At 63.5% G+C, this 23,650-nt stretch carries 36 protein-coding genes; 32 read left to right on the plus strand and 4 right to left on the minus strand.

The genetic code is table 11. From position 1 onward, the window contains the following. From rplD to AC1DRD_RS15070, 30 genes are all read left to right on the plus strand, one after another. Nucleotides 1-630: a 50S ribosomal protein L4 gene (rplD, locus tag AC1DRD_RS14925; RefSeq protein WP_066803629.1), complete on the plus strand. Its 630-nt coding sequence runs from the start codon at nucleotides 1-3 to the stop codon at nucleotides 628-630. Further along, complete coding sequence (locus AC1DRD_RS14930; RefSeq protein ID WP_066803631.1) at nucleotides 623-946, plus strand: 50S ribosomal protein L23; 324 nt, start codon at nucleotides 623-625, stop codon at nucleotides 944-946. The genes rplD and AC1DRD_RS14930 overlap by 8 nt, the downstream gene beginning before the upstream one ends. Beyond that, nucleotides 946-1,797: a 50S ribosomal protein L2 gene (gene rplB / locus AC1DRD_RS14935; protein ID WP_066583996.1), complete on the plus strand. Its 852-nt coding sequence runs from the start codon at nucleotides 946-948 to the stop codon at nucleotides 1,795-1,797. The genes AC1DRD_RS14930 and rplB overlap by 1 nt, the downstream gene beginning before the upstream one ends. 6 nt (nucleotides 1,798-1,803) lie before the next feature. After that, a complete protein-coding gene (gene rpsS, locus AC1DRD_RS14940; RefSeq protein WP_066803633.1) occupies nucleotides 1,804-2,082 on the plus strand; it encodes a 30S ribosomal protein S19 in 279 nt (92 codons plus the stop codon). 1 nt (nucleotide 2,083) lies between these two features. Then, a complete protein-coding gene (gene rplV, locus AC1DRD_RS14945; protein ID WP_066803635.1) occupies nucleotides 2,084-2,461 on the plus strand; it encodes a 50S ribosomal protein L22 in 378 nt (125 codons plus the stop codon). After that, the gene (gene rpsC, locus AC1DRD_RS14950) at nucleotides 2,461-3,168 is read left to right on the plus strand and encodes a 30S ribosomal protein S3 (protein ID WP_478028735.1); all 708 of its coding nucleotides are present in this window, start codon (nucleotides 2,461-2,463) and stop codon (nucleotides 3,166-3,168) included. The genes rplV and rpsC overlap by 1 nt, the downstream gene beginning before the upstream one ends. 12 nt (nucleotides 3,169-3,180) lie before the next feature. Further along, nucleotides 3,181-3,615 (plus strand): 50S ribosomal protein L16, encoded by a 435-nt coding sequence (gene rplP / locus AC1DRD_RS14955; protein WP_066816142.1) that lies wholly within the window; start codon nucleotides 3,181-3,183, stop codon nucleotides 3,613-3,615. 1 nt (nucleotide 3,616) lies between these two features. Then, a complete protein-coding gene (rpmC, locus tag AC1DRD_RS14960) occupies nucleotides 3,617-3,820 on the plus strand; it encodes a 50S ribosomal protein L29 (protein ID WP_066583985.1) in 204 nt (67 codons plus the stop codon). A gap of 10 nt (nucleotides 3,821-3,830) precedes the next feature. Continuing rightward, nucleotides 3,831-4,103: a 30S ribosomal protein S17 gene (rpsQ, locus tag AC1DRD_RS14965; RefSeq protein ID WP_066583982.1), complete on the plus strand. Its 273-nt coding sequence runs from the start codon at nucleotides 3,831-3,833 to the stop codon at nucleotides 4,101-4,103. 143 nt (nucleotides 4,104-4,246) lie between these two features. Continuing rightward, nucleotides 4,247-4,615, plus strand: coding sequence for a 50S ribosomal protein L14 (rplN, locus tag AC1DRD_RS14970; RefSeq protein WP_066583980.1), 369 nt, complete (start codon nucleotides 4,247-4,249; stop codon nucleotides 4,613-4,615). Then, nucleotides 4,615-4,932, plus strand: coding sequence for a 50S ribosomal protein L24 (gene rplX, locus AC1DRD_RS14975; protein ID WP_066803644.1), 318 nt, complete (start codon nucleotides 4,615-4,617; stop codon nucleotides 4,930-4,932). Before rplN ends, rplX begins: the two co-directional genes overlap by 1 nt. Next, nucleotides 4,925-5,509, plus strand: coding sequence for a 50S ribosomal protein L5 (gene rplE / locus AC1DRD_RS14980; protein ID WP_066803647.1), 585 nt, complete (start codon nucleotides 4,925-4,927; stop codon nucleotides 5,507-5,509). Before rplX ends, rplE begins: the two co-directional genes overlap by 8 nt. Before the next feature lie 19 nt (nucleotides 5,510-5,528). Next, nucleotides 5,529-5,834 carry a 30S ribosomal protein S14 gene (gene rpsN / locus AC1DRD_RS14985; protein WP_066803651.1) on the plus strand — a complete coding sequence of 102 codons (306 nt, stop codon included), beginning with the start codon at nucleotides 5,529-5,531 and terminating at the stop codon, nucleotides 5,832-5,834. A 10-nt stretch (nucleotides 5,835-5,844) separates the two neighbouring features. After that, the gene (gene rpsH, locus AC1DRD_RS14990) at nucleotides 5,845-6,240 is read left to right on the plus strand and encodes a 30S ribosomal protein S8 (RefSeq protein ID WP_066583973.1); all 396 of its coding nucleotides are present in this window, start codon (nucleotides 5,845-5,847) and stop codon (nucleotides 6,238-6,240) included. Then, on the plus strand, nucleotides 6,240-6,773 hold the full coding sequence (gene rplF / locus AC1DRD_RS14995; protein ID WP_478041958.1) for a 50S ribosomal protein L6: 534 nt from the start codon (nucleotides 6,240-6,242) through the stop codon (nucleotides 6,771-6,773). Before rpsH ends, rplF begins: the two co-directional genes overlap by 1 nt. Next, entirely contained in the window at nucleotides 6,773-7,129 is a 357-nt protein-coding gene (rplR, locus tag AC1DRD_RS15000) for a 50S ribosomal protein L18 (RefSeq protein WP_478028736.1), read from the plus strand. Before rplF ends, rplR begins: the two co-directional genes overlap by 1 nt. A gap of 2 nt (nucleotides 7,130-7,131) precedes the next feature. Beyond that, nucleotides 7,132-7,884, plus strand: coding sequence for a 30S ribosomal protein S5 (gene rpsE, locus AC1DRD_RS15005; RefSeq protein ID WP_478028737.1), 753 nt, complete (start codon nucleotides 7,132-7,134; stop codon nucleotides 7,882-7,884). A 5-nt stretch (nucleotides 7,885-7,889) separates the two neighbouring features. Further along, nucleotides 7,890-8,090: a 50S ribosomal protein L30 gene (rpmD, locus tag AC1DRD_RS15010; RefSeq protein ID WP_066583962.1), complete on the plus strand. Its 201-nt coding sequence runs from the start codon at nucleotides 7,890-7,892 to the stop codon at nucleotides 8,088-8,090. 213 nt (nucleotides 8,091-8,303) lie between these two features. Next, nucleotides 8,304-8,858, plus strand: coding sequence for a 50S ribosomal protein L15 (rplO, locus tag AC1DRD_RS15015; RefSeq protein WP_478028738.1), 555 nt, complete (start codon nucleotides 8,304-8,306; stop codon nucleotides 8,856-8,858). A gap of 122 nt (nucleotides 8,859-8,980) precedes the next feature. Further along, the gene (gene secY, locus AC1DRD_RS15020; protein ID WP_478028739.1) at nucleotides 8,981-10,345 is read left to right on the plus strand and encodes a preprotein translocase subunit SecY; all 1,365 of its coding nucleotides are present in this window, start codon (nucleotides 8,981-8,983) and stop codon (nucleotides 10,343-10,345) included. Nucleotides 10,346-10,376: 31 nt separating this feature from the next. Continuing rightward, nucleotides 10,377-11,027, plus strand: coding sequence for an adenylate kinase (locus AC1DRD_RS15025; protein WP_478028740.1), 651 nt, complete (start codon nucleotides 10,377-10,379; stop codon nucleotides 11,025-11,027). A gap of 218 nt (nucleotides 11,028-11,245) precedes the next feature. Continuing rightward, on the plus strand, nucleotides 11,246-11,803 hold the full coding sequence (locus AC1DRD_RS15030) for an SRPBCC family protein (RefSeq protein ID WP_478028741.1): 558 nt from the start codon (nucleotides 11,246-11,248) through the stop codon (nucleotides 11,801-11,803). Between the two features lie 56 nt (nucleotides 11,804-11,859). Then, nucleotides 11,860-12,141 (plus strand): hypothetical protein, encoded by a 282-nt coding sequence (locus tag AC1DRD_RS15035; protein WP_478028742.1) that lies wholly within the window; start codon nucleotides 11,860-11,862, stop codon nucleotides 12,139-12,141. Nucleotides 12,142-12,340: 199 nt separating this feature from the next. Further along, a complete protein-coding gene (rpsM, locus tag AC1DRD_RS15040) occupies nucleotides 12,341-12,709 on the plus strand; it encodes a 30S ribosomal protein S13 (protein WP_066803677.1) in 369 nt (122 codons plus the stop codon). A 54-nt stretch (nucleotides 12,710-12,763) separates the two neighbouring features. Further along, nucleotides 12,764-13,153, plus strand: coding sequence for a 30S ribosomal protein S11 (gene rpsK, locus AC1DRD_RS15045; RefSeq protein ID WP_066583941.1), 390 nt, complete (start codon nucleotides 12,764-12,766; stop codon nucleotides 13,151-13,153). Nucleotides 13,154-13,250: 97 nt separating this feature from the next. After that, nucleotides 13,251-14,312, plus strand: a complete 1,062-nt coding sequence (locus AC1DRD_RS15050; protein ID WP_066583937.1) for a DNA-directed RNA polymerase subunit alpha — start codon at nucleotides 13,251-13,253, stop codon at nucleotides 14,310-14,312. Between the two features lie 183 nt (nucleotides 14,313-14,495). Beyond that, nucleotides 14,496-15,230: a hypothetical protein gene (locus tag AC1DRD_RS15055; protein ID WP_478041959.1), complete on the plus strand. Its 735-nt coding sequence runs from the start codon at nucleotides 14,496-14,498 to the stop codon at nucleotides 15,228-15,230. A gap of 2 nt (nucleotides 15,231-15,232) precedes the next feature. Continuing rightward, nucleotides 15,233-15,757 carry a hypothetical protein gene (locus AC1DRD_RS15060; RefSeq protein WP_478028744.1) on the plus strand — a complete coding sequence of 175 codons (525 nt, stop codon included), beginning with the start codon at nucleotides 15,233-15,235 and terminating at the stop codon, nucleotides 15,755-15,757. Between the two features lie 203 nt (nucleotides 15,758-15,960). Further along, entirely contained in the window at nucleotides 15,961-16,383 is a 423-nt protein-coding gene (gene rplQ, locus AC1DRD_RS15065) for a 50S ribosomal protein L17 (RefSeq protein ID WP_478028745.1), read from the plus strand. Nucleotides 16,384-16,465: 82 nt separating this feature from the next. Beyond that, entirely contained in the window at nucleotides 16,466-16,891 is a 426-nt protein-coding gene (locus tag AC1DRD_RS15070; protein ID WP_478041960.1) for a hypothetical protein, read from the plus strand. Nucleotides 16,892-16,928: 37 nt separating this feature from the next. On the opposite strand, the gene AC1DRD_RS15075 is transcribed toward AC1DRD_RS15070, so the two are convergent. From AC1DRD_RS15075 to AC1DRD_RS15085, 3 genes are all read right to left on the minus strand, one after another. Then, complete coding sequence (locus AC1DRD_RS15075) at nucleotides 16,929-17,741, minus strand: NIPSNAP family protein (protein WP_478041961.1); 813 nt, start codon at nucleotides 17,739-17,741, stop codon at nucleotides 16,929-16,931. Then, nucleotides 17,738-18,235, minus strand: coding sequence for a DUF1579 domain-containing protein (locus tag AC1DRD_RS15080; RefSeq protein WP_478041962.1), 498 nt, complete (start codon nucleotides 18,233-18,235; stop codon nucleotides 17,738-17,740). Before AC1DRD_RS15080 ends, AC1DRD_RS15075 begins: the two co-directional genes overlap by 4 nt. A 257-nt stretch (nucleotides 18,236-18,492) precedes the next feature. After that, a complete protein-coding gene (locus AC1DRD_RS15085; protein WP_478028748.1) occupies nucleotides 18,493-19,020 on the minus strand; it encodes a glycine zipper 2TM domain-containing protein in 528 nt (175 codons plus the stop codon). Nucleotides 19,021-19,154: 134 nt separating this feature from the next. Between AC1DRD_RS15085 and AC1DRD_RS15090 the strand changes: the two genes are divergently transcribed. Together AC1DRD_RS15090 and AC1DRD_RS15095 are read left to right on the plus strand one after the other, a co-directional pair. Next, on the plus strand, nucleotides 19,155-21,305 hold the full coding sequence (locus AC1DRD_RS15090; RefSeq protein WP_478041963.1) for a prolyl oligopeptidase family serine peptidase: 2,151 nt from the start codon (nucleotides 19,155-19,157) through the stop codon (nucleotides 21,303-21,305). A 64-nt stretch (nucleotides 21,306-21,369) separates the two neighbouring features. Continuing rightward, nucleotides 21,370-23,184, plus strand: a complete 1,815-nt coding sequence (locus AC1DRD_RS15095) for a flavin-containing monooxygenase (RefSeq protein WP_478041964.1) — start codon at nucleotides 21,370-21,372, stop codon at nucleotides 23,182-23,184. A 96-nt stretch (nucleotides 23,185-23,280) separates the two neighbouring features. On the opposite strand, the gene AC1DRD_RS15100 is transcribed toward AC1DRD_RS15095, so the two are convergent. Continuing rightward, nucleotides 23,281-23,628, minus strand: coding sequence for a hypothetical protein (locus tag AC1DRD_RS15100; RefSeq protein ID WP_478041965.1), 348 nt, complete (start codon nucleotides 23,626-23,628; stop codon nucleotides 23,281-23,283). Nucleotides 23,629-23,650 lie beyond the last annotated feature (22 nt).

Consider the following 23,650-nt stretch of genomic DNA (forward strand, 5'->3'; position numbering starts at 1 on the left):
GTGAAGGTCAAGGTTCAATCCTTCGACGCCAAGGCGAAGGCCGCGGACATCGAGCTCAACGACGAGGTCTTCGGTCTCGATCCGCGCGCCGACATCCTGCACCGCGTCGTCACCTGGCAGCTCGAAAAGCGCCGTGCGACCGCACGCGGCACGCGTGAGCGCGCCGACGTCGCCCGCACCGGCAAGAAGTATGGTCGCCAGAAGGGCGGCGGTACCGCTCGTCACGGCGATCGCCGCGCCCCGATCTTCATCGGTGGTGGTAAGGCTCACGGCGCCCGCGTTCGCGACTTCAATCCGTCGCTGAACAAGAAGATCCGTGCGCTCGGCCTCAAGATGGCGCTGTCGACCCATGCCAAGGCCGGGTCGCTGATTGTCATGGACTCAATTGCCATCGACGGCGGCAAGACCAAGGCGCTCAAGGGCAACCTCGAGAAGATCGGCTTCGGCAAGACCGCGTTGGTGATCGATGGCGACGCCGTCGAGAACACCTTCGCGCTCGCCGCCGGCAACCTTCGGGAGATCAACGTTCTCCCGGCCGCCGGCGCCAACGTCTACGACATCCTGAAGCATGACACGCTGGTGCTGACGCGCGCTGCGGTCGAGAAGCTGGAGGCGCGTTTCAATGGCTAAGAAGCCGACCAAAAGCGCGGTCGATATCCGTCACTATGACGTGATCGTCGCCCCGCACATCACCGAGAAGTCGACGCTCGTCAGCGAGCAGAACGCGGTGGTGTTCAAGGTTGCGGGCGACGCGACCAAGCCGGAGATCAAGGCTGCCGTCGAGGCGCTGTTCAATGTCAGCGTGTCGAAGGTCAACACGATCGTCCAGAAGGGCAAGACCAAGAAGTGGAAGGGCGCTCCCTATACGCGCTCTGACATGAAGAAGGCGATTGTCACCCTCAAGGAAGGTCAGTCGATCGACGTGACCGAAGGGGTCAAGGCGTAATGGCACTCAAGCATTACAACCCGACGAGCCCGGCGCGCCGTGGCTTGATCCTCGTCGACCGTTCGGCGCTGTACAAGGGCAAGCCTGTCAAGGCGCTGACCGAAGGCAAGCGCAAGACCGGCGGCCGCAACAACAAGGGCCATGTCACCTCGCGCGGCATCGCCGGCGGTCACAAGCAGCGTTATCGTATCATCGATTTCAAGCGCCGCCTGTGGGACGTCGACGGCACCGTCGAGCGGATCGAATACGATCCCAACCGTACCGCGTTCATCGCCCTGGTGAACTATGGCGCGGGTGAAGATGGCAAGGATCGCGTCGCTTACATCATCGCGCCGCAGCGTCTCGCCGTTGGCGACAAGGTTGTCGCGGGCAAGAAGACCGACGTGAAGCCGGGCAACGCCATGGAGCTGGGCCAGATGCCGGTCGGCACCATCGTCCACAACGTGGAGATGAAGCCGGGCAAGGGTGGTCAGATCGCACGGTCGGCCGGGACCTATGTCCAGGTCGTCGGTCGCGACCGCGGGATGGTGATCGTTCGCCTCAACTCGGGCGAGCAGCGTTACATTCCGGCGGATTGCATGGCGACGGTCGGTGCGGTGTCCAACCCGGACAACCAGAACACCAACCTCGGCAAGGCCGGCCGCAATCGTTGGAAGGGCATCCGCCCGCTGACGCGCGGCGTCGCCAAGAACCCGGTCGACCACCCGCACGGCGGTGGTGAAGGCCGGACCTCGGGCGGCCGTCATCCGGTCACCCCGTGGGGCAAGCCGACCAAGGGTGCCCGCACCCGTCACAACAAGCAGACCGACAAGTTCATCATCCGGTCGCGTCACGCGAAGAAGAAGGGCTAACCGCTCATGGCTCGTTCCGTTTGGAAAGGTCCGTTCGTCGACCTCAGCCTTCTCAAGAAGGCCGAAGTCGCTCAGGAATCGACTGCCCGTAGTGGCCCGATCAAGACCTGGTCGCGTCGCTCGACCATCCTGCCGCAGTTCGTCGGCCTGACCTTCAGCGTCTACAACGGCCGCAAGTTCGTGCCGGTGTCGGTCAATGAGGACATGGTCGGCATGAAGCTCGGCGAGTTCGCGCCGACCCGGTATTTCCCGGGTCACGCCGCCGACAAGAAGGGCAAGCGTTAAGATGTCGAAGCCTAAGTCTCCCCGCAAGGTCGGCGACAAGGAAGCGCTGGCCGTCGCTACCCAGATTCGTGGGTCGGCGCAGAAGCTCAACCTCGTCGCGGGTCTGATCCGCGGCCGCAAGGCCGGCGACGCGCTCAACATCCTCGCTTTCTCCAAGAAGGGAATGGCGATCGATGCGCGCAAGGTGCTCGCCTCGGCGATCGCCAACGCGGAAAACAACCACAACCTCGATGTCGACGCTCTCGTCGTCGCCGAGGCGTCGGTCGGCAAGTCGATCACGATGAAGCGCTTCGCGACCCGCGGCCGTGGCAAGTCCACCCGCATCCTGAAGCCGTTTTCGCGCCTTCGCATCGTCGTCCGCGAGCAGGAAGAAGCATAATGGGTCACAAGAGCAATCCGATCGGCCTGCGCCTGCAGATCAACCGTACCTGGGACAGCCGCTGGTTCGCGGAAGGTCAGGATTACGGCAAGCTCCTCCTCGAGGACCTCAAGATCCGCAAGTACATCGTCGACACGCTGCCCCAGGCGGCGATCTCGAAGGTCGTGATCGAGCGCCCGGCCAAATTGTGCCGCGTGTCGATCTATGCCGCGCGCCCCGGCGTGATCATCGGCAAGAAGGGCACCGACATCGAAAAGCTGCGGCGCAAGCTCGGCTCGATGACGGGCTCGGACGTGTCGCTGAACATCGTCGAGATCCGCAAGCCCGAGATCGACGCCAAGCTCGTCGCGCAGGGCATTGCCGACCAGCTCGAGCGTCGTATCGCCTTCCGTCGCGCCATGAAGCGCGCGGTGCAGTCGGCGATGCGTCTGGGTGCCGACGGCATCCGCGTGCAGTGCGGCGGCCGTCTCGGCGGCGCCGAGATCGCGCGCACCGAAAGCTATCGTGAGGGCCGGGTGCCGCTGCACACGCTGCGCGCCCACCTCGATTATGCCGAAGCGCAGGCGCACACCGCTTACGGTGTCTGCGGCGTCAAGGTGTGGGTCTTCAAGGGCGAGATTCTCGGCCATGACCCGATGGCGCAGGAGCGGTTGATGATGGAGGCTCAGACCTCCGGCGTGCGCCCGGCGCGCGACGACCGCCGCTAAGGACAACAGGACATGCTGCAACCAAAACGCACCAAGTTCCGCAAGGCGTTCAAGGGCCGGATTCACGGCGACGCCAAGGGCGGCGCGACGCTGAATTTCGGCTCCTACGGGCTGAAGGCGATGGAGCCGGAGCGGATCACCGCGCGCCAGATCGAGGCGGCTCGCCGCGCGATCACGCGTCACATCAAGCGCCAGGGGCGTTTGTGGATCCGCATCTTCCCGGACGTTCCCGTCTCGTCGAAGCCGGCCGAAGTCCGCATGGGCTCGGGTAAGGGTTCGCCGGAATTCTGGGCAGCGCGGGTCAAGCCCGGCCGCATCCTGTTCGAGCTGGACGGCGTTCCTGGCCCGCTGGCCGCGGAAGCGTTCGAGCGCGCGGCGATGAAGCTGCCGATCAAGACGAAGGTCGTGGCGCGCCTCGGCGACACCTCGCACCTCGGAGGCGAGTAAGATGGCGAACAAGATCGATTATAGCGGCATGGACGAGCAGACGCTCGACCAAGAGCTGGGCAATCTGAAGCGCGAGGCGTTCAACCTCCGCTTCCAGGCCGCGACCAGCCAGCTGGAGAAGCCGAGCCGCGTGCGTGAAGTTCGCCGCGACATCGCTCGCATCAAGACCCTGCAGACCGCGCGTTCGCGCGCTGCGGCAAAGTAAGGAAACGGACATGCCGAAGCGCGTGCTGACCGGGCAGATCGTCTCGGACAAGGGCGACAAGACGGTGGTCGTGAACGTGGAACGCAAGGTCAAGCATGCGCTCTACGGCAAGATCATCCGCCGCTCGAAGAAGTATCACGCCCATGACGAGGGCAACGAATACAAGCAGGGTGAAACCGTGCGGATCGAAGAGACCGCGCCGATCTCCAAGCTGAAGACCTGGAAGGTGATCGAGCGGGTTGACACCCACGCGACGCCGGAGCGGGTCGACGTCGACGCTTAATTGCCCGTCACCCCAGCGAAAGCTGGGGTCTCTGGCGAGTTGAGATACGGCCTGAGATGCCAGCTTTCGCTGGCATGACGGTCGGGATGAAAACGGAACCGCCGGGCCAGTCCCGGTAGGCCAAACGAGAAGGAACCGGATCGATGATCCAGATGCAATCCAATCTCGACGTCGCTGACAATAGCGGCGCGAAGCGGGTGCAGTGCATCAAGGTGCTGGGCGGCTCGAAGCGTCGCACGGCCGGCGTTGGCGACATCATCGTCGTCAGCGTCAAGGAAGCACAGCCTCGCGGCCGAGTGAAGAAGGGCGACGTTCACCGCGCGGTGATCGTGCGTACCGCCAAGGACATCCGCCGTCCCGACGGTTCGGTGATCCGCTTCGATTCGAACGCGGCCGTCCTGGTCAACAAGAACGAGGAGCCGATCGGCACCCGCATCTTCGGCCCGGTCGTGCGCGAACTGCGTGCCCGTGGTCACATGAAGGTGATCAGCCTGGCTCCGGAGGTGCTGTAATGGCTGCTGCGAAGATCAAGAAGGGCGACCAGGTGATCGTCCTGTCCGGTAAGGACAAGGGGCGCACCGGTGAGGTCGTCAAGGCGATGCCGAAGGACGGCAAGGTCGTCGTTTCGGGTGTCAATGTGCACGTCCGTCACGTCAAGCCGAGCCAGACCAACCCCCAGGGTGGTCTCGATCGCTCGGAAGCGCCGATGCACGTGTCGAAGGTTGCCCATGTCGTGGACGGCAAGCCGACCCGCGTCCGTTTCGAAACGGGCAAGGACGGCAAGAAGGTCCGCGTCGCGGTAAAGACCGGGAAGAAGATCGATGGCTGACAAGTACAAGGCTCGCATGCAGGCGCGCTATGACGACGTGATCGTCAAGGCGATGACCGAGAAGTTCGGGTACAAGAATGCGCTCGAAGTGCCGCGGCTCGAGAAGATCGTCTTGAACATGGGCGTCGGTGAGGCGACCCAGGACAAGAAAAAGGTCGAGCAGGCCGCTTCCGAGATGGAGCTGATCGCGGGCCAGAAGCCGGTGATCACCAAGGCGAAGAAGTCGATCGCGCAGTTCAAGCTGCGTGAAGGCATGCCGATCGGCGTGAAGGTCACCCTTCGCCGTGAGCGCATGTACGAATTCCTCGATCGCTTCATCACGATCGCGCTCCCGCGCGTTCGCGACTTTCGCGGCCTCAACCCGAAGTCGTTCGACGGTCGCGGCAATTACGCGATGGGCCTCAGGGAACAGCTAGTGTTCCCGGAGATCAACTATGACCGCATCGACAAGGTGCGCGGCATGGACGTCATCGTAACCACCACCGCGAAGTCCGATGATGAGGCTCGCGAGCTCCTCCGTCTCTTCGGTTTCCCGTTCCCCATCGAGGCGGACGGCGAAGCGAAGCAGGCGGCATAAGGGAAAGAGAACTTAAGTCATGGCGAAACTGAGTTCCGTGAACAAGAATGAGCGTCGCAAGAAGCTGGTGGTGAAATATGCCAACCGCTATGCGAAGCTGAAGGCGCAGGCGAACGACAAGTCGCTCGACGAAACCGAGCGTCTGATCGCGCGGCTGAAGATGGCCGAGATTCCCCGCAACGGGAATCCGACCCGCATCCGCAATCGTTGCGAAGTGACGGGCCGTCCCCGCGCTTACTACCGCAAATTCCGACTCTGCCGTGTGCAGCTGCGCGAACTGGCCAACAAGGGCCTGATCCCCGGCGTCACGAAGTCGAGCTGGTAAGGACACGAAGATGGCAGTGACCGATCCCCTGGGTGATATGCTCACCCGCATCCGCAACGGCCAGCGCGCGCGCAAGGACTCGGTCCTTTCGCCGGCGTCGAAGTTGCGCGTCCGCGTGCTCGATGTTCTCCAGCGTGAGGGCTATATCCGCGGTTATTCCGAGGAAGAGATGGGGCCCGCCAAGGGCATCCGTATCGAGCTCAAATATTTCGAGGGCCAGCCGGCCATCAAGCATGTCGCGCGCGTCTCGAAGCCGGGCCGCCGCGTGTACAGCGGTTCGCAGGAACTGCCGCGCGTGATGAACGGCCTGGGCATCACCATCGTCTCGACGCCGCGCGGCGTGCTTTCGGATGCCGAAGCACGCGAGCAGAATGTCGGCGGCGAAGTGCTGGCGGAGGTGTTCTGATGAGCCGCATTGGCAAAAAGGCTGTCGCGATTCCGAACGGTGTCACCGCCACGGTCGCCGACGGTACGCTCAGCATGAAGGGCCCCAAGGGCACCCTCAGCATGCCGATGGCCGACGAGGTCATCTACGACGTCCAGGCGGACTCGATCGGCGTCAAGCCGGCCAACGAGACCAAGCGCGCTCGCGCGTTCTGGGGCATGCAGCGCACCCTGGTGCAGAACCTGGTGACCGGCGTGACCGACGGCTTCACCAAGAAGCTGCTGATCACCGGCGTCGGCTACCGCGCCAATGCCCAGGGCAAAAGGCTGAAGCTGCAGCTCGGCTATAGCCACGATGTCGATATCGACGTGCCGGAGGGCCTGACGGTCGCTACCCCGGACAACACGACGGTCGAGATTTCGGGCGCCGACAAGCAGAAGGTCGGCCAGCTGGCCGCCGAGATCCGCCGCTGGCGTAAGCCCGAGCCGTACAAGGGCAAGGGCATCAAGTACGACGGCGAGTACATCTTCCGTAAGGAAGGGAAGAAGAAGTAATGACCAAGGGTCTTTCGCTTTTCGAGAAGCGCCGTCGGCGCAATCGCACCGCGCTTCGTTCGCGTGGCGGCGGGCGTCCGCGCCTCTCGGTGCATCGTTCGGGCAAGCACATCTATGCCCAGGTGATCGACGACGAGAACGGCAAGACCGTTGCCGCCGCATCGAGCCTGGAAAAGGACGTGCGCGACAAGTCGGGCGCGAACATCGACGCCGCGGCCCAGGTCGGCAAGCGCGTGGCGGAAGCCGCGGTGAAGGCCGGGGTCAAGCAGGTCGTGTTCGATCGCGGCGGCTTCCTGTTTCATGGCCGCGTCAAGGCGCTGGCCGATGCGGCTCGTGAAGCCGGACTGGAGTTCTGAGAATGGCTGACGAAACCAACCCGACGGTCGACGCGCCCGTCGATGCGCCTGCGGCCGAAGCGACGACCCATGAGGCGCCGCAGGGTGGCCGTGGTGGTGGCAATCGCGGCGGTCGTGGCCGTGGCGGCCCGGGCGGCGGTGGCGGCAATCGTGGCGGCCGTGACGGCGGCCGTGGCGGACGTCGCGACGATCGTCGTGGCCAGGGCAGCGACGATGGCGGCGAAGAGCTGATCGAAAAGCTCGTCCACATCAACCGCGTCTCGAAGACGGTGAAGGGCGGCAAGCGCTTCGGTTTCGCGGCTTTGGTCGTCGTGGGCGACGGCAAGGGCCGGGTCGGCTTCGGTCATGGCAAGGCGCGCGAAGTGCCGGAGGCGATCTCCAAGGCGACCGCCGCTGCCAAGAAGCACATGATCCGCGTTCCGCTGCGCGAAGGTCGTACGCTGCACCATGATGGCAACGGCCATTTCGGTGCGGGCAAGGTCACGCTGCGCTCGGCGCCGCAGGGTACCGGCATCATCGCCGGTGGTCCGATGCGCGCCGTGTTCGAATCGCTCGGCGTCGCCGACGTGGTGACCAAGTCGGTCGGCACGTCGAACCCCTACAACATGATCCGCGCCACTTTCGAGGCGTTGGGCGACCAGACTTCGCCGAAGTCGGTTGCGCAGCGGCGCGGCAAGAAGATCGCCGACCTGCTCGGCCGCAGCGGCGCCGACAAGGGCGTCGCCGAGGCTGAAGCCTTGGCGATCGCGGAGTAATCGACATGGCAGCCAAGAAGGAAGCAGCGACCGGTACGGTGAAAATCACCCAGACTGGTTCGCCGATCCGCCGCACCAAGGACCAGCGTTCCACGCTGATCGGCCTGGGCCTCAACAAGATGCACCGGACGGTCGAGCTGAAGGACACGCCCGAGGTTCGCGGCATGATCAAGAAGGTCGCTCACATGGTGAGCGTCGCCGAGTAACCCATCTAGCCCTCTCCCGCTTGCGGGAGAGGGTTGGGTGAGGGTCTTCTTTCTTCTTCTCCGCGGCGTTGCGGTCACGAAGAAGAAAGAAGACCCTCACCACTTCGACTAGGTAGCAAGCTGCCAAGTCTCCGTACCTCTCCCGCAAGCGGGAGAGGGGATAAAGCTCCCTCGCGGGAGCTTGCGCGACAAAAGCGAAAGCGAGTGCACGATATGAAACTGAACGAACTGCGCGACAACCAGGGCGCGCGCCATCGCAAGATCCGCGTCGGCCGTGGTATCGGCTCGGGCAAGGGCAAGACCGCCGGTCGTGGCCAGAAGGGCCAGAAGAGCCGTGAAGGCGTTTCGATCGCGGGCTTCGAGGGCGGCCAGATGCCGCTCCACATGCGTCTGCCGAAGCGCGGCTTCAACAACATCTTCGCCAAGGATCATGCCGAGGTGAATCTCGGCGCGATCCAGAAGGCGGTCGATGCTGGCAAGCTCGACGCCAAGGGCACGATCGACCACGCCGCGCTGAAGGCTGCTGGCTTGGCGCGTGGCGGCAAGGACGGCGTCCGTTTGCTCGGCAAGGGCGAAGTGACTGCCAAGCTCAGCTTCCTGGTCGCCGGCGCGTCGAAGGGTGCGATCGAGGCGGTCGAGAAGGCCGGCGGCAAGGTCGAGGTCATCGAGCTCGTCTCCGCCGCCGACAAGGCTGCCGCCAAGAAGGGCGTCAAGTATCGCGAGCGCAAGGCCGACAAGGAAGCCAAGCAGGCTGCCGCGAAGAAGTAATCCACACCGGTCCGTCGCTTGTGCGACGGGCGATAGGTGACAAGGCCGAATGGGCGCCTATATGAGCGGCGGGGGCGCGGGACACGCATCTCCGCCGTTTTTATTTCGGGACGATCAAATAAATGGCATCCGCAGCCGACAGTCTGGCCTCAGGGCTCAATCTTTCCAAGTTCGCCCAGGCGACCGACCTCAAGAAGCGGCTGTGGTTCACGATCGGCGCGCTGATCGTCTTCCGCCTGCTGAGCTACGTCCCGCTGCCGGGCGTCGATCCGACCGCGCTTGGCGTGCTGTCGAACCAGACGAATGGCGGTGTGCTCGACTTCTTCAACAATTTCTCGGGCGGCTCGCTCAAGCGCATGTCGCTGACCGCACTCGGCGTGATGCCCTACATCACCGCCTCGATCGTGGTGCAGCTCGCGACCTCGCTGTCGCCGACGCTCGCCGCGATCAAGAAAGAGGGTGAGAGCGGGCGCAAGCGGCTCAACCAATATACCCGCTACGGCACCGTCGCGCTGACTGCGGTGCAAGGTTGGTTTATCGCCGTCGGGCTTGAAGCTTATGGCGCCAATTCGGGCATCCAGGCGGTGGTCGAACCCGGCATGCTATTCCGCGTCGGCGCGGTGATCAGCCTGATCGGCGGCACGATGTTCCTGATGTGGCTGGGTGAGCAGATCACCAGCCGCGGCATCGGCAATGGCGTTTCGCTGATCATCATGGCCGGCATCGTCGCCAACATGCCGACCAACATCTACAATCTGGTCAATGGCAGCCGCACCGGCAGCATGGACAGTTTCCAGGTGATCGGGATCATCGTGGCGGTCGTTGCGATCATTCTGTTCATCTGCTTCATGGAGCGCGCGCAGCGGCGCATCCTGATCCAATATCCAAAGCGACAAACCCAGCGCGGCGTCCAGTCCGATCGCAGCCACTTGCCGCTCAAGCTCAACACCGCCGGCGTGATCCCGCCGATCTTCGCGTCGTCGCTGCTGCTGATGCCGCTGACCATCACTCAGCTCGCGGGCAACAAGGTCAAGGGCGATACCTGGTGGGGCGATGTCGTCATCGGCCTCAATCAGTACCTCCAGCACGGCTCGATGCTGTACATGACACTGTACGGACTGGGCATTATCTTCTTCTCGTTCTTCTACACCGCCGTGGTGTTCAATCCGGAAGAGACCGCGGACAATCTGAAGCGCTATGGCGGGTTCATTCCCGGCATCCGCCCAGGCAAGAACACCGAAGCCTATTTCGATTATGTGCTGACGCGCATCACGGTGATCGGCGCGGCCTATCTGGCGGTAATCTGCCTGGTGCCCGAATATCTCGTGTCCGCGCTCAAGATCCCCTTCTACCTCGGTGGCACCAGCTTGCTGATCGTGGTCAACGTGACGATGGACACGGTGACCCAGATCCAGTCGCATCTGCTGGCGCACCAATATGGCGATCTCATCAAGAAGGCGAAGTTGAAGGGCGGCCGCCTCCGTTAAGAGGGGCGGCGCCAACAGGGAGTAGATCGGCGTGAACATCATCCTCCTCGGCCCACCGGGCGCCGGCAAGGGCACCCAGGCGGCGAAGCTCGTTGCCGACCGCGGCATGGTCCAGTTGTCGACTGGCGACATGTTGCGTGCCGCGGTGAAGGCGGGGACGCCGACCGGCCTCAAGGCCAAGGCGATCATGGATGCCGGCGAGTTGGTGCCCGACGACGTCGTGTCCGGCATCATCGGCGAACGACTCGACCAGATGACGGCGGGCGAGGGGGCGATCTTCGACGGCTATCCGCGCACTGCCGCGCAGGCCGAAGCGCTCGACCAATTGCTCGCCGATCGCGGTCGCAAGCTCGACCGCGTGATCGAGCTGACCGTCGACGAGGACGCGCTCGTCGAGCGGATCACCGGCCGCTACACCTGCGCCAAGTGCGGCGAGGGCTATCACGACACATTCAAGCAGCCCAAGGTCGCCGGTGTCTGCGACGTCTGTGGCTCGACCGAATTCAAGCGCCGCCCCGACGATAATGAGGAAACCGTCCGCACCCGGATGGCCGAATATCGTGGCAAGACCGCGCCGATCATCCCGATCTACGAAGCTCGCGGCATCCTGGCGCGGGTCGACGGCATGGCGGATATCGATCACGTCAGCAGGGCGGTAGCGGCGGCGCTCGACGGGAAGTAAGGCGATAGGGCCTGAGGCTCGACCTTTTTCCCCTTGGCAAATAGTCGTCATGCCAGTCACTTCCGTCATCCCAGCGCAAGCTGGGATCTCAAGCGGCGGCGCGATCGCTTGTCACCACGAGACCCCAGCTTTCGCTGGGGTGACGGGGGGGTGTTTCGCCGGAGTGACGGATAGCTTGTGGCACGATAGTCTCCCGCCATCCTGAGGGGGGATCCGCCATGTTCCGCACCGCAATTGCCACCGTTCTGTTTGCGATCGTCACAACACCCGCCATCGCCGATGTCGTCAAAGCCGAAGCTGCGGGGTTCGTCGTCGAAAAGACCGTCACGATCGACGCCTCATCCGACACGGTGTGGGAGACGTTGCGTGCGCCACAACGCTGGTGGTCGAAGGAGCACACCTGGTCGGGCGATTCCGCCAATCTCTATATCGACAGCCAGGCGACCGGCTGCTTCTGCGAGAAGCTGCCGGGCAGGGGCAGTGTCCAGCACGCGCGGCTGATCTTCGTCGACAAGGGCAAGATGCTGCGGATGGAAGGCGCGTTCGGCCCGCTCCAGGGTGAGGCGATCGTCGCGACGCTGACGTTCGAACTGTCGCCGGAGGGCGACAAGGCAACCAAGGTCAAGATGACCTATGTCGCCGGCGGCTATTCACCGACCGGGTTCGAGAAGCTCGCGCCGCTCGTCGACGGCGTGCTCGGCACCCAGCTTGACGGACTCAAGGCCGGGGCGGAGGCGCCGCCACCCGCGCCGGTCGGCCCAGACGACAAGAAATAGCCGGGAACGCCGATCTTCCTTCTCGCGTTCGATGCTTGCGGGCATTGGAAAGGAGGATGGCCGTGCGTGTCGATGGCGGCAATCGTTGGGCGCTGGGGCTTGGCTTGGGCGTGCTGGCAGCAGTCGGAACCGGCATCCTGGCGGGCAATCAGACGGTGGCCGAGATGAACCCGTTTTACGCCAACCTTGCCGCGGCGGCGGACGGGACGGATCGCGGCGCCGAGATCGTCGACGCGTCCTTCGTCCAGCCCGCCGATACACTTCCCGACACCGGCGATCTCAGTTATGGACGGGGACGAGGCGATGACGATCGCTATGCCGCCACCGACATCCGCTGAAGCGCGGCCGACTGGCGCATTCCGCCCGCAGCCGCGCTTGACAGCGTAGCGACTCGACCCTAAGTGAACGCCCTTCCGATACACCGGCTGACCGGCGGCGCTTGCCTGCGTCCGCCGCTGTCGTGCGTTTCGGGCATCGCGATGAGATGGGGTACGTGGCAGCCATGCCGTATCCCGTGGAGCTAGGAGAATAAATTTCATGGCACGTATTGCGGGTGTCAACATCCCGACCAACAAGCGCGTAGTGATCGCGCTCCAGTATATCCACGGCATTGGCCCGGCCAAAGCCAAGGAAATCACCACGAAGCTGAACATCGCGCCCGAGCGCCGCGTTCAGGACCTGACCGACCAGGAAGTGCTGCAGATCCGCGAAGCGATCGACGCCGGCTATATGGTCGAAGGCGATCTTCGTCGCGAGACCGCGATGAACATCAAGCGCCTGATGGATCTGGCCTGCTATCGCGGCTTGCGCCATCGCAAGGGTCTGCCGGTCCGTGGCCAGCGCACGCACACCAATGCGCGCACTCGCAAGGGCAAGGCCAAGCCGATCGCCGGCAAGAAGAAGTAAGCAGGGGCGCTCATCCGCACCGCTACTTCCAGCTTCGAAGGTTAGGATAGAAAAATGGCACGTGAACCGCAGCGCCTTCGTCGGCGCGAACGCAAGAACATCACCGCCGGCGTCGCCCATGTGAACGCCAGCTTCAACAATACCATGATCACCATCACCGATGCCCAGGGCAATGCGATCAGCTGGTCGTCCGCCGGGATGATGGGGTTCAAGGGATCGCGCAAGTCGACCCCGTACGCGGCGCAGGTTGCCGCCGAGGACGCCGGCCGCAAGGCCGCCGAACACGGCGTCCGCACGCTCGAAGTAGAGGTCAAGGGTCCGGGTTCGGGCCGTGAATCGGCGCTTCGCGCGCTGCAAGCGGTTGGCTTCCAGATCACCTCGATCCGCGACGTTACCTCGATCCCGCACAATGGCGTGCGCCCGTCCAAGCGTCGCCGCGTCTGAATTCGTCTGGCCGGCGCGCGGTTGATCGCGCTGCGCCGGCATTCGCCCACGGCCGCAGGGGTTACCCCCACCCCCGGCCCAACAGAGGGAAGCCCCCGTGTCTGTCAATGCAAAGAACTGGCAGGAATTGAAGAAGCCCAACGCGCTCGAAAAGAAGGGCGGCGATGGGAAGAGCAAGGCGACCTTCGTTGCCGAGCCGCTCGAGCGCGGTTTTGGTCTGACCCTTGGCAACGCGCTGCGTCGCGTGTTGCTGTCGAGCCTTCAGGGCGCGGCGGTCACTTCGATCAAGATCGAGAATGTGCTGCACGAGTTCAGCTCGCTTGCCGGCGTCCGTGAGGACGTGACCGACATCGTGCTCAACGTGAAGCAGATCGCGCTGAAGATGCAGGGTGAAGGCCCGCGTCGTCTCCAGCTCGCGGCCACCGGTCCGGCCGAGGTCAAGGCCGGCGACATCGCCGTGTCGGGTGACATCGAAGTGATGAACCCCGACCTGGTGATCTGTCACCTCGACGAGGGCGCGACACTCAACATGGAGCTGACCGCCGATGTCGGTAAGGGCTATGTCGCCGCGGTTGCCAACCGTCCGGCCGATGCGCCGATCGGTCTGATCCCGGTCGACGCGCTCTACTCGCCGGTTCGCCAGGTGTCGTACAAGGTCGAGAACACCCGCGTCGGGCAGGAACTCGACTACGACAAGCTGACGCTGACGGTCGAAACCGACGGCACGGTGACCCCGGAGGACGCGCTCGCTTACGCCGCGCGCATTCTGCAGGACCAGCTGGCGCTGTTCGTCCACTTCGACGATTCGGCGATCACCCGCTCGGCGCCGATCGGCGTCGCCGCGGCACCGTCGGATACCGGCGTGTCGGGCGATACCCAGCAGATCAACCGTTACCTCCTCAAGAAGGTCGACGAGCTCGAACTGTCGGTGCGGTCGGCCAACTGCCTCAAGAACGACAACATCATCTATATCGGCGATCTGGTCGGCAAGACCGAAGCCGAGATGCTGCGCACGCCGAATTTCGGCCGCAAGTCGCTCAACGAGATCAAGGAAGTGCTGTCGAGCATGGGTCTCCGCCTCGGGATGGAAATCCCGGGCTGGCCGCCCGAGAACATCGAAGAGATGGCCAAGAAGCTCGAGCAAGAGATCATGGGCTAAGCCGCAGCAGCGGCCTATCCTTTCGATTTCGGAACGAAAATGAGGGGGCTTCGCGGCGACGCGGAGCCCCTCTCTTTTTACCCGTTTTGCCCGTAACCGACGGAATTCATTTGCTCGTCATAAAGTAACATCATAGGTTGCGAGCGGGGAATCCGGGGGGTTATTTCAGTGCATCAGCGAATTGTGCGTAACGCTGCGCTCGCGTGCAGTCTCGTTCCGCTGTGCGCCGTGGCGCAGACCGCACCCGCGCCGGCAGTGTTACCGCCAGTCCAATCGCACGCGATCGAGGCGGCACCGCTCGCACCGGCTGACGTTGCTGTCGCGCCAGTCTGTGCCGATTGTGTTACCATCCCCGCGCTCACGCCCATCCGGATCGAACTGCTGGCGGAAATGGGAAGCAAGCTGAGCAAGACCGGCCAGATGTTTCCGATCAAGCTCGCCTATCCGATCATGATCGACGGCAAGACCATCGTGCCCGCGGGCGTGACGGGGATGGGAGAGGTTATTTTTGCCAAGGGCAGTGGCGGTGGCGGCGCGGGCGGCGAGCTCGTCCTCGCGGCGCGCTATCTCGATATCGGCGATAAGCGGCTGCGGCTGCGCAGCCTTGTGGTGAACGGGAACGGAAAATCGCGCATCGACAGCGCGAACACGGTCGGAATCGCGATATCCGGCATTGCAGCCATGTTCATGAAGGGCAAGCAGTCGCTGATTCCGGCAGGGACGATCGCCGACGCCAAGACCGCCGAAGCCTTCAGCATCGCGCCGGGATCGGTCAGCATTCTGGAAGCGACGACCGGGCCGCAGGCGGGCCCTGCGATCGTTCCGACGCCCGCCACAGCCGCCGCGCCCGCGGTTGTCCCTGCGTCGGCAGGCGCGCCATCCGCTTTGCAACAAGCTTCACAAGAGAAGGGGAAATAACAATGACGTCGCGTATCGTTACCCTGACTGCGCTCGCGCTGGCGATGCTCGCCACGCCGGCCGTCGCGAAGGATAAGGACAAGGCGAAGGCCGAGGCCGTGCCGACCGAGTCGATCGTGATTCCGACCCCGCCGTCGGGCAAGGGGCAAATCGTATTCTTCCGTCCAGGCGGCACCGGCTTCGCAATCGGTTGCTCGGTGAATGAGAGCGGTCAGAAGATCAGTTCGCTGGGCGCTGGACGTTATTTTATCATGACCGCGACGCCGGGTCGTCACGAGTACACGGTCAAGAGCGAAGCCAAGGACACGCTGGCACTCAACGTCGAGGATGGTGAGACGCAATATGCTTCTTGCAAGATCAAGATGGGCATCATGGTTGGCCGTCCCGACATCCGTCCCTCGACCCGCGACGACTTCCTGAAAACCAAGAAGCTCAAGATGGTCGATGCGGACGACATGGGCCCGGGCGAGGGCGCACTGCGCCCCGACCAGCTCGCGGCGGCAGTTCCGGTTCCGCAGGCGAAGTAAGGAATCGGATGCGGTCGGGAACCAATCCCGCCGCATCCCCGAAAAGTTCAAGCCGCGCTCATGCGGGTGCGGCTTGACTTTTGCGTGCGGATCGGGTTTTGCCCACGCTTCGCGAAAGCATCGGGTTTTTGGGTGGTGGCCCGTTTTCACCGCCTGGCCGGAAGTGCCTGACACGGCTTCCGGACGAACAAGGAATATAAGCAATGCGTCATAAGGTTGGCGGTCGTAAGCTTCAGCGTACCTCCGCGCATCGTCTCGCCCTGTTCCGCAACATGGCGGCCGCGCTCATCAAGCACGAGCAGATCACCACCACCGTCGCCAAGGCGAAGGAACTTCGTCCCTATGTCGAGAAGCTCGTGACGCTGGCGAAGAAGGGCGGCCTGTCCAATCGTCGTCTGGCGCACGCCCGCCTGCTCGACGACGCGCAGCTCGTGAAGCTGTTCGACGTAATCGGCCCGCGCTACGCCTCGCGCGCCGGCGGCTATACCCGCGTCATCAAGGCCGGCATCCGCGCGTCGGACGCCTCGCCGATGGCGATCATCGAATTCGTCGATCGTGACGTCTCGGCCAAGGGTCAGGATTCGGGCCCGGTGATGACCGACGAGGATTTCGACGTCGCCGCCTGATCGGGCATTGGCCGACTGCGAAAAAAGGCCCTGCGAAAGCGGGGCCTTTTTTGTGCGGGCAGCGCAGATATAAGCGACCGACATGAGTACGCCCCCTCCGCTGGTAGATGGCCGGCAGCAATTGACGGCCAACTGGTCACTAACCCTGCCGTTTCCAATGGCGAGGCGTGTCGAAGATGCGTCGCTTGTTTTCTGGCACAGTCCGCGCAAGGTTACGTTTTGGCTCAGCCTCTTTGGCGCTGACATGCATGACAACGCCCTGGCCGCGATCGATCACGTTCGATCGATCCAATCGCCTGCCGCCTACGATGAAATCGAAGAGGAAGCTGGCGGGCTCATTTTCTATTCATACCGGCTCTTGGAGGCCAATGACGGCAGGCAACCGTCGTTTTATGGTCACGTTACCGAGCCTGATGGAGAGCGGCTATTGATCGCAGGCTATTTCGATGCGGCCGAGTCACATCAAGACGTCCTGGCGACATGGCGAAGCGTTCATTTTAACGAGTAATCGCTCTGGCATGTGTGGCGCCGTAAGCAAAGTCCGCTCATCTCAGCAGCGATCGCGGCGTCGGCGATAGCATCAGGACCTGCGGCGTCCGCTCGCGATAATTGGCCAATGCTGGCTGAAGCGACCCGCGCCAAACCGCCGTCGCGCGCAACTTGCGCTGTGCTGCCTGATAGGCGGCGGGGTTGGCGACCCGCGTGAACCACACCAGCAGCCGCTCGCTTTGCCGCACATAGAGCCGCGGGAAATTGTTGGGCTCGGTCTCGGGACTATAGACGGCAAGCACCGGCAGGCCGGCCGCGCGATAGGCGGGCGCCAACGTGTCGCGGAAATAGGCCGCGTATCCCTCGGTGGGCTGCTTCCACAGATATTCGATCGTCACGACGACCAGCCCAGCCGGTTTGCCGGGCGCGCCGGGAGGTGATCGTTGCCCGTTCGGCGGACCGAACCCCGATCCCGGCCAGGCGGGCCGTAGCAGCAGGACGTCGTCATTGTCGTTGAGCAACGGGTTGGCCTCGCCGCGATGCGCCTGCCAGACCGGTCCGAAATAGAAATCGTTGAGTGCCTTGCCGCGTGCCTCCATCGAGGGGAAAGCGCGGATCCAGGTGAACCGGCTGGGATCGTCGCGGTCGCGGAACTGGCCGACCAGCCGCATGCCCAGCTTTTCCTGACTTTCGACGAACTCGCGCTCGAACAGTGCGATCATCGCGTCGCGCTTGCCCGGCACGATCTTGTACTGGCGCAGTTCGATGACCGGATGCGGCGCCGCATCGTCGGCTGCGATGCCGGGGGCAGGGGAGGCGAGCGCCGCAATGCCGGCAGCGGCGAGCGACAGAAAAGGAACGCGTTTCATGTCCGGCTGAACTCCATGATCCAATTGATTTCCCAGGTAGCGCCGCCATCAGCCGAAAAGGCTTGGGTCCAGCGCGCCGTGGTCGGCGTCGGCCGCTCCCAGAGGAAGCGCAGTCGGACCGGACGGCCGCGGAAACTGTCGTCGCCGAAGAAGGTGCCGACGCCATCCTTGAACGCGCCGTAAAGCGGCGGATCGATCTTGGGATCGCGCCCGTCGATCCAGTGCAGCGACCATTGCCCGGTGTCGGGATGGAACAGCCGTAAAGTGGAGGCCTCATAGCGCTCGCCGGGCAAGTCGATCACGTTGCGGTCGAAATTCCCCAGGCCGCCCAGGATCGGATCGGCTTCCATCGTTCCGCCGAACTCGATCCATTCGTCGCACCCGGCGAGGCGTTCGCGACGCTGGCGGTGATGTACACGCCAGGCGCCGTGCAGGAAGTCGAAGTCGCCGGCTCCGTCGCGTCGCTCGTCGGGCCGATCGTCATTGTCTGGCATTTTCCGACTCCCCTCGTTTGGCGCCGACAAAACAGACCGGTCGACCTGTTTTGTCAATAGTGTTGGAGGCGGGGTATGGCGGGATCAGGATTCTTACCGGATTAAAAAAAGGCCACGCTCGCCGAGGAGAGCGTGGCCTTTCTGATTCCGGCGGGGCGCGGAAGTAAATTCCGCGCCATCGGTCGGGCCGGGCTAACCGGCCCGCCGGCCGCGCTTTCGCCGTCTCGCAGGTTAGCCTGCGCTAACCCGCGTGCGGCTCAGCGGCACTTATACTCGCTGTTCGACTGGTCGACTTTCTTGCCTAGAAGCGCGCCCAGCGCGCCGCCGATCAGCGTACCCGCAACGCGGTTGCGGCCACCATCGATGACGTTGCCGACGATGCCGCCGGCAGCGCCGCCGATGATCAGGCCGGTCGTGCCGTCGGAGCGCTTGCAATAATAACGGCCGTCGGATCCGCGATAGACCTGGTCGTTCGAGCTCAGCGTGCGCTCCTGATAGCGCGGGTCGTCACGATAATAACGCGAGGCGTCATAATCGGTCGAATATTGGCCGTCATTGGGACCATTGTAGCGCGGGTCGTTATAGCCGCCATTATTATAGCCGTAACGGCGGTCGCGCCGCTGCGCCGCTTCGTAATCGGCACGCGCGCGATCGTAGATTGCGGTTTCGTTGTCATAGCGGCGCTGGGCGGCTTCCCAGCGGCGCTGCTCGGGCACACTTTGCGCCATTGCGGGGAGCGCGATCGACGACAACATGATCGCGGCGATCGGGAGGGAGCGGATCATTTTTTCTTCTCCTGGTTACGGACGGCAAAACGCATTCAAGCCGTTATGGGTCCGAAACGGCGCCATTTCCAGCCATTGAACGCGGTGTGCCGCCTGATACACAGGATGCCCCACGCTAGCTTGCGGAGCCCTGAATGCGCCATATCTTGCCGCTGACCCTGATCGCGCTTGCCGCACCTGCTCTTGCCCAGACGAGTTCCCAAAAAACCGACATGACCGCCATCACCTATCCCGCGACCGAGCGCGGCGACACCGTCGACGAACAATTCGGCGTCAAGGTCGCCGACCCCTATCGCTGGCTCGAGAACGACGTCCGCGTCGACCCCAAGGTCGCGGCCTGGGTTGAGGCCGAGAACAAGGTCACCGACGCCTATCTGGCGACGCTTCCTGGCCGCGACGTGTTCAAGGATCGGCTCAAGAAGCTGATCGACTATGAGCGGTTCGGCCAGCCCGAGCGCAAGGGCGGGCGCTATTTCTACCTGCACAATAGCGGTCTGCAGAACCAGGCGGTGCTGTTCGTCCGTGATGGCGTCGATGGGCAGGGAAGGGTGCTGATGGACCCCAATGGCTGGTCGAAGGACGGCGCCACCGCGCTCGGCGAATGGGCCCCGAGCGAGGACGGCAAGAAGCTGGTCTATGCGATCCAGGACGGCGGCACCGACTGGCGCACGGTCAAGGTGCTCGACGTCGACACCGGCAAGGTGCTCGATGACGATGTCGAATGGGTCAAATTCTCCGGCCTGTCCTGGGCCAAGGACGGATCGGGCTTTTATTATTCGCGCTTTCCAGCGCCACCCGAAGGCAAGAAGTTCCAGTCGACCAACGAGAATCAGGCGGTCTATTTCCATAAGCTCGGCACGCCGCAATCGGCCGATGCCTTGGTTTATGCGACACCCGAGCACCCGAAATGGGGCCATGGCGCCAGCGTCACCGACGACGGCAAATGGCTGGTCATCTACACGACCGAGGGCACCGACAATCGCAATGACGTGACGGTCATCGACCTGACCGCGCCCAACCCGATGCCGCGCAAATTGTTCACCGGCATGGCCAATATGTGGGGCCTGATCGGCAATCAGGGCGGCAATTTCTACTGGCTGACCAACAAGGATGCGCCGCGCAACAAGGTAGTGATGACCAACCTTTACGCGCGTTCGGCCACCCCCCCCGAGGTCGAGGTCATCCCGCAGGACAAGGCCGTGCTCGACACGGCCAGCCTGATCGGCGGCAGGCTGATCGGCGAATATATGGTCGACGTGAAGAGCGAGGTCCGCCGCTTCACGCTCGACGGCAAGCCCGACGGAAAGGTCGCGCTGCCCGGCATCGGCGCTGCCGGCGGCTTCGGCGGCGAAGCCGACAATCCCGAGACCTTCTTCACCTTCACCAGCTACACCACACCGACGACGATCTACCGCTATGACGTCGCAACCGGCAAGGCGAGCGTCTGGGCGCAGCCCAAGGTGGCGTTCGATCCCACTGGCTATGAGGTCAGCCAGGTCTTCTATCCGTCCAAGGACAAGACCACGGTGCCGATGTTCATCGTCCGCAAGAAAGGCGTGACCGGCCCGGCGCCGACTTTGCTTTACGCTTATGGCGGGTTCAATATCTCGATGACGCCCGCTTTCTCGGCCACGCGCGTGGCCTGGCTCGAACAGGGCGGGGTGCTCGCGGTCGCCAATATCCGCGGCGGCGGCGAATACGGTAAGGCGTGGCACGATGCCGGGCGGCTGGCCAACAAGCAGAATGTGTTCGACGATTTCATCGCCGCAGGCGAATATCTCAAGGCCAAGGGCTATACCGGCAAGGACCAACTCGCGATCCAGGGTGGCTCGAATGGCGGCCTGCTGATCGGCGCGGTGGTCAACCAGCGGCCCGATCTGTTCGCCGCCGCTTTGCCCCAGGTCGGGGTGATGGACATGCTGCGCTTCGACCGCTTCACCGCCGGGCGCTATTGGGTCGACGATTACGGCTATCCGTCGAAGCAGGCCGATTTCAAAACGCTCTACGCCTATTCGCCGTATCACAATATCCGCGCGGGCAAGCCCTATCCGGCGGTCCTGGCGGCAACGGCCGATACCGATGACCGCGTCGTGCCGGGGCATACGTTCAAATACACCGCGATGCTCCAGTCGATGGATCTGGGGCCGAAGCCGCGTCTGGTCAGGATCGAAACCCGCGCTGGGCACGGCTCGGGCAAGCCAACCGACAAGATCATCGACGAGGCCGCGATTGACTGGGCGTTCATCGCCAAATGGACCGGCCTGGAGGTGAAGCCGATCAACTGAAACGAATGCACGGTCCGGCGTTTCCTTCTTGCGCCGGACCGTTTTTCAAAGATAGATTATGGTCATGAACGACCAGACCCCGCTCAAGAAGCCGATCGACAAGAAGGCGCTGCTCGCCAAATATATCGCCGAGCGCGACAAGCGCCTGCGCGACGACGGCAACGCCCAATATCTCAATCTCGAGGGCAATCTGGCGCATTATGCCGCCGATCCGCACACGCCGTTCACCGAGCGCGACCCGGTCACCGATCACGTCACCTTCGCCTTTGTTGGCGGCGGGTTCGCTGGCCTGGTCACGGGCGCGCGGCTCGCGGAGGCGGGGATCAGCGACTTCCGCATCATCGAAAAGGGCGGAGACTTCGGCGGCACCTGGTATTGGAACCGCTATCCGGGTGCGCAATGCGACACGGCGTCGATGATCTACATCCCGCTGCTCGAAGAAACCGGGCACATGCCGACCGAGAAATACGCGCACGGCCCGGAAATTCTCGAGCAATGCCAGCGGATCGGGCGTCAATATCATCTCTACGACAAGGCGCTGTTCCACACCCAGATCCGCGAGGTCGCCTGGGACGCCGAGCGGTCGCTTTGGGTTATCACCACGGACCGCGACGATCGCTTCACCGCCAAATATGTCGGCATCGGCACCGGCCCGCTCCATGTCGCCAAGCTGCCCGGCATTCCCAGCCTCACCAGCTTCAAGGGCAAGTCGTTCCACACCAGCCGGTGGGATTATGACTATACCGGCGGCGACGCCAAGGGCGCACCGATGACCGGCCTCGCCGACAAGCGCGTCGCGATCATCGGCACCGGCGCGACCTCGGTCCAGGCGGTCCCGCATCTCGCGCGGGCATGCAAGGAGCTCTACGTCATCCAGCGCACGCCGTCCTCGGTCGACGTCCGCGACAACGTGCCGATCGACCCCGACTGGTTCGCGAGCATCGCCACGCCGGGGTGGCAACGCCGCTGGCTGGAGAATTTCACCGCCAACCAGACGCCGGGCAATATGATCGAGGAGGATTGGGTCCAGGACGGCTGGACCGATTTGTCGCGCCGGATCAAGGCGCGCGTGGCGACCCTGCCGCCCGACAAGCGCAGCCTGGCCGACATCATGTCGGTATGGGAGGATTCCGACTTCGAGAAGATGGAGGAAATCCGCGGTCGCGTCGACGCGATTGTCGAGGACAAGGAAACCTCAGCGAAGCTGAAAGCCTGGTACCGCCAGCTCTGCAAGCGCCCCTGCTTCCACGACGCCTATCTTCAGGCGTTCAACACGCCCGGCACGCACCTGATCGATACGGACGGGCAGGGAGTCGAACGGATCGATGGGACCGGCTTCGTCGTCGCCGGCAAGCATTATGAGGTCGATTGCATCATCTATGCCTCCGGCTTCCACGTCGGCACCAATTTACAGAGCTTGCTCGGCTTCGACGTGGTCGGACGCGATGGGGTGAAACTGACCGACAGCTGGGCGCAGGGCATGCGCTCGAAACATGGCATCCATGTTCATGATTACCCCAATATGTTCGTGGTGACGCCGACCCAGGGCGCGAACCTGATCTCCAACGTTCCGCACAATCTGACCGAGTCCGCGCGCGCGATCGCCGCCGTCGTTCGTCACGCGGAAGAGATCGGCGCCAAAGAGGTCGAAGTGACGCAGGAGGCGCAGGACGCCTGGGTCGATCTGTTGCTGACCGGACCGGGACAGACATTGCGCAACGCGCCCGACTGCACGCCCGGTTATTACAATAACGAAGGCAAGGATCCGGGGCCGGCAGCGGCGCTCGCGGTCGGTTATCCGCTCGGCGCTTTCGCTTATTTCCGATATCTCGACGACTGGACGCGGTCGGGCAAGTTTGAGGGCCTGACTTTCAACTGAGCGGCGGCCCGCCGCATCGTCGAACCGGCGACGGGCCATGTCGCGAAAAAAGTCGCTACCCGGCCTCCAGTGGAGGCCGGGTGCGCCCCCTCTAAATCAGCGCGAGGACATCTGGGGGAAACGTACCAGCGCGGCGCGCGCGACATTGCGCGACCAGATCGAATCGCCGGTCTTGGTTTCCATCATCTCGTTGTCGAGCACGAGCGCATGGCGATAGGCTGCAGCGGCATCCGCAGTGCGGTCCGCGCGCAAATAGGCCTGGGCGAGCTCGATATAGGCGCCGCCATCCTTGGGCGCGACGCGGGTAAGCGCTTCGGCCGAACGGACATCAGCGTCTCGCGCCGTGACGAGCGCCGTGGTCTGGCCGTCATTCGAGGCCGCCGCTGCCGGAACCGCCGCCAGCGGCGACGCGACAAGCAACGAGAGAATTACCGTCTTGATCATATCTGCATCCTTCCAAAACCAC

Source organism: Sphingomonas sp. P4_G2, from assembly GCF_056401155.1.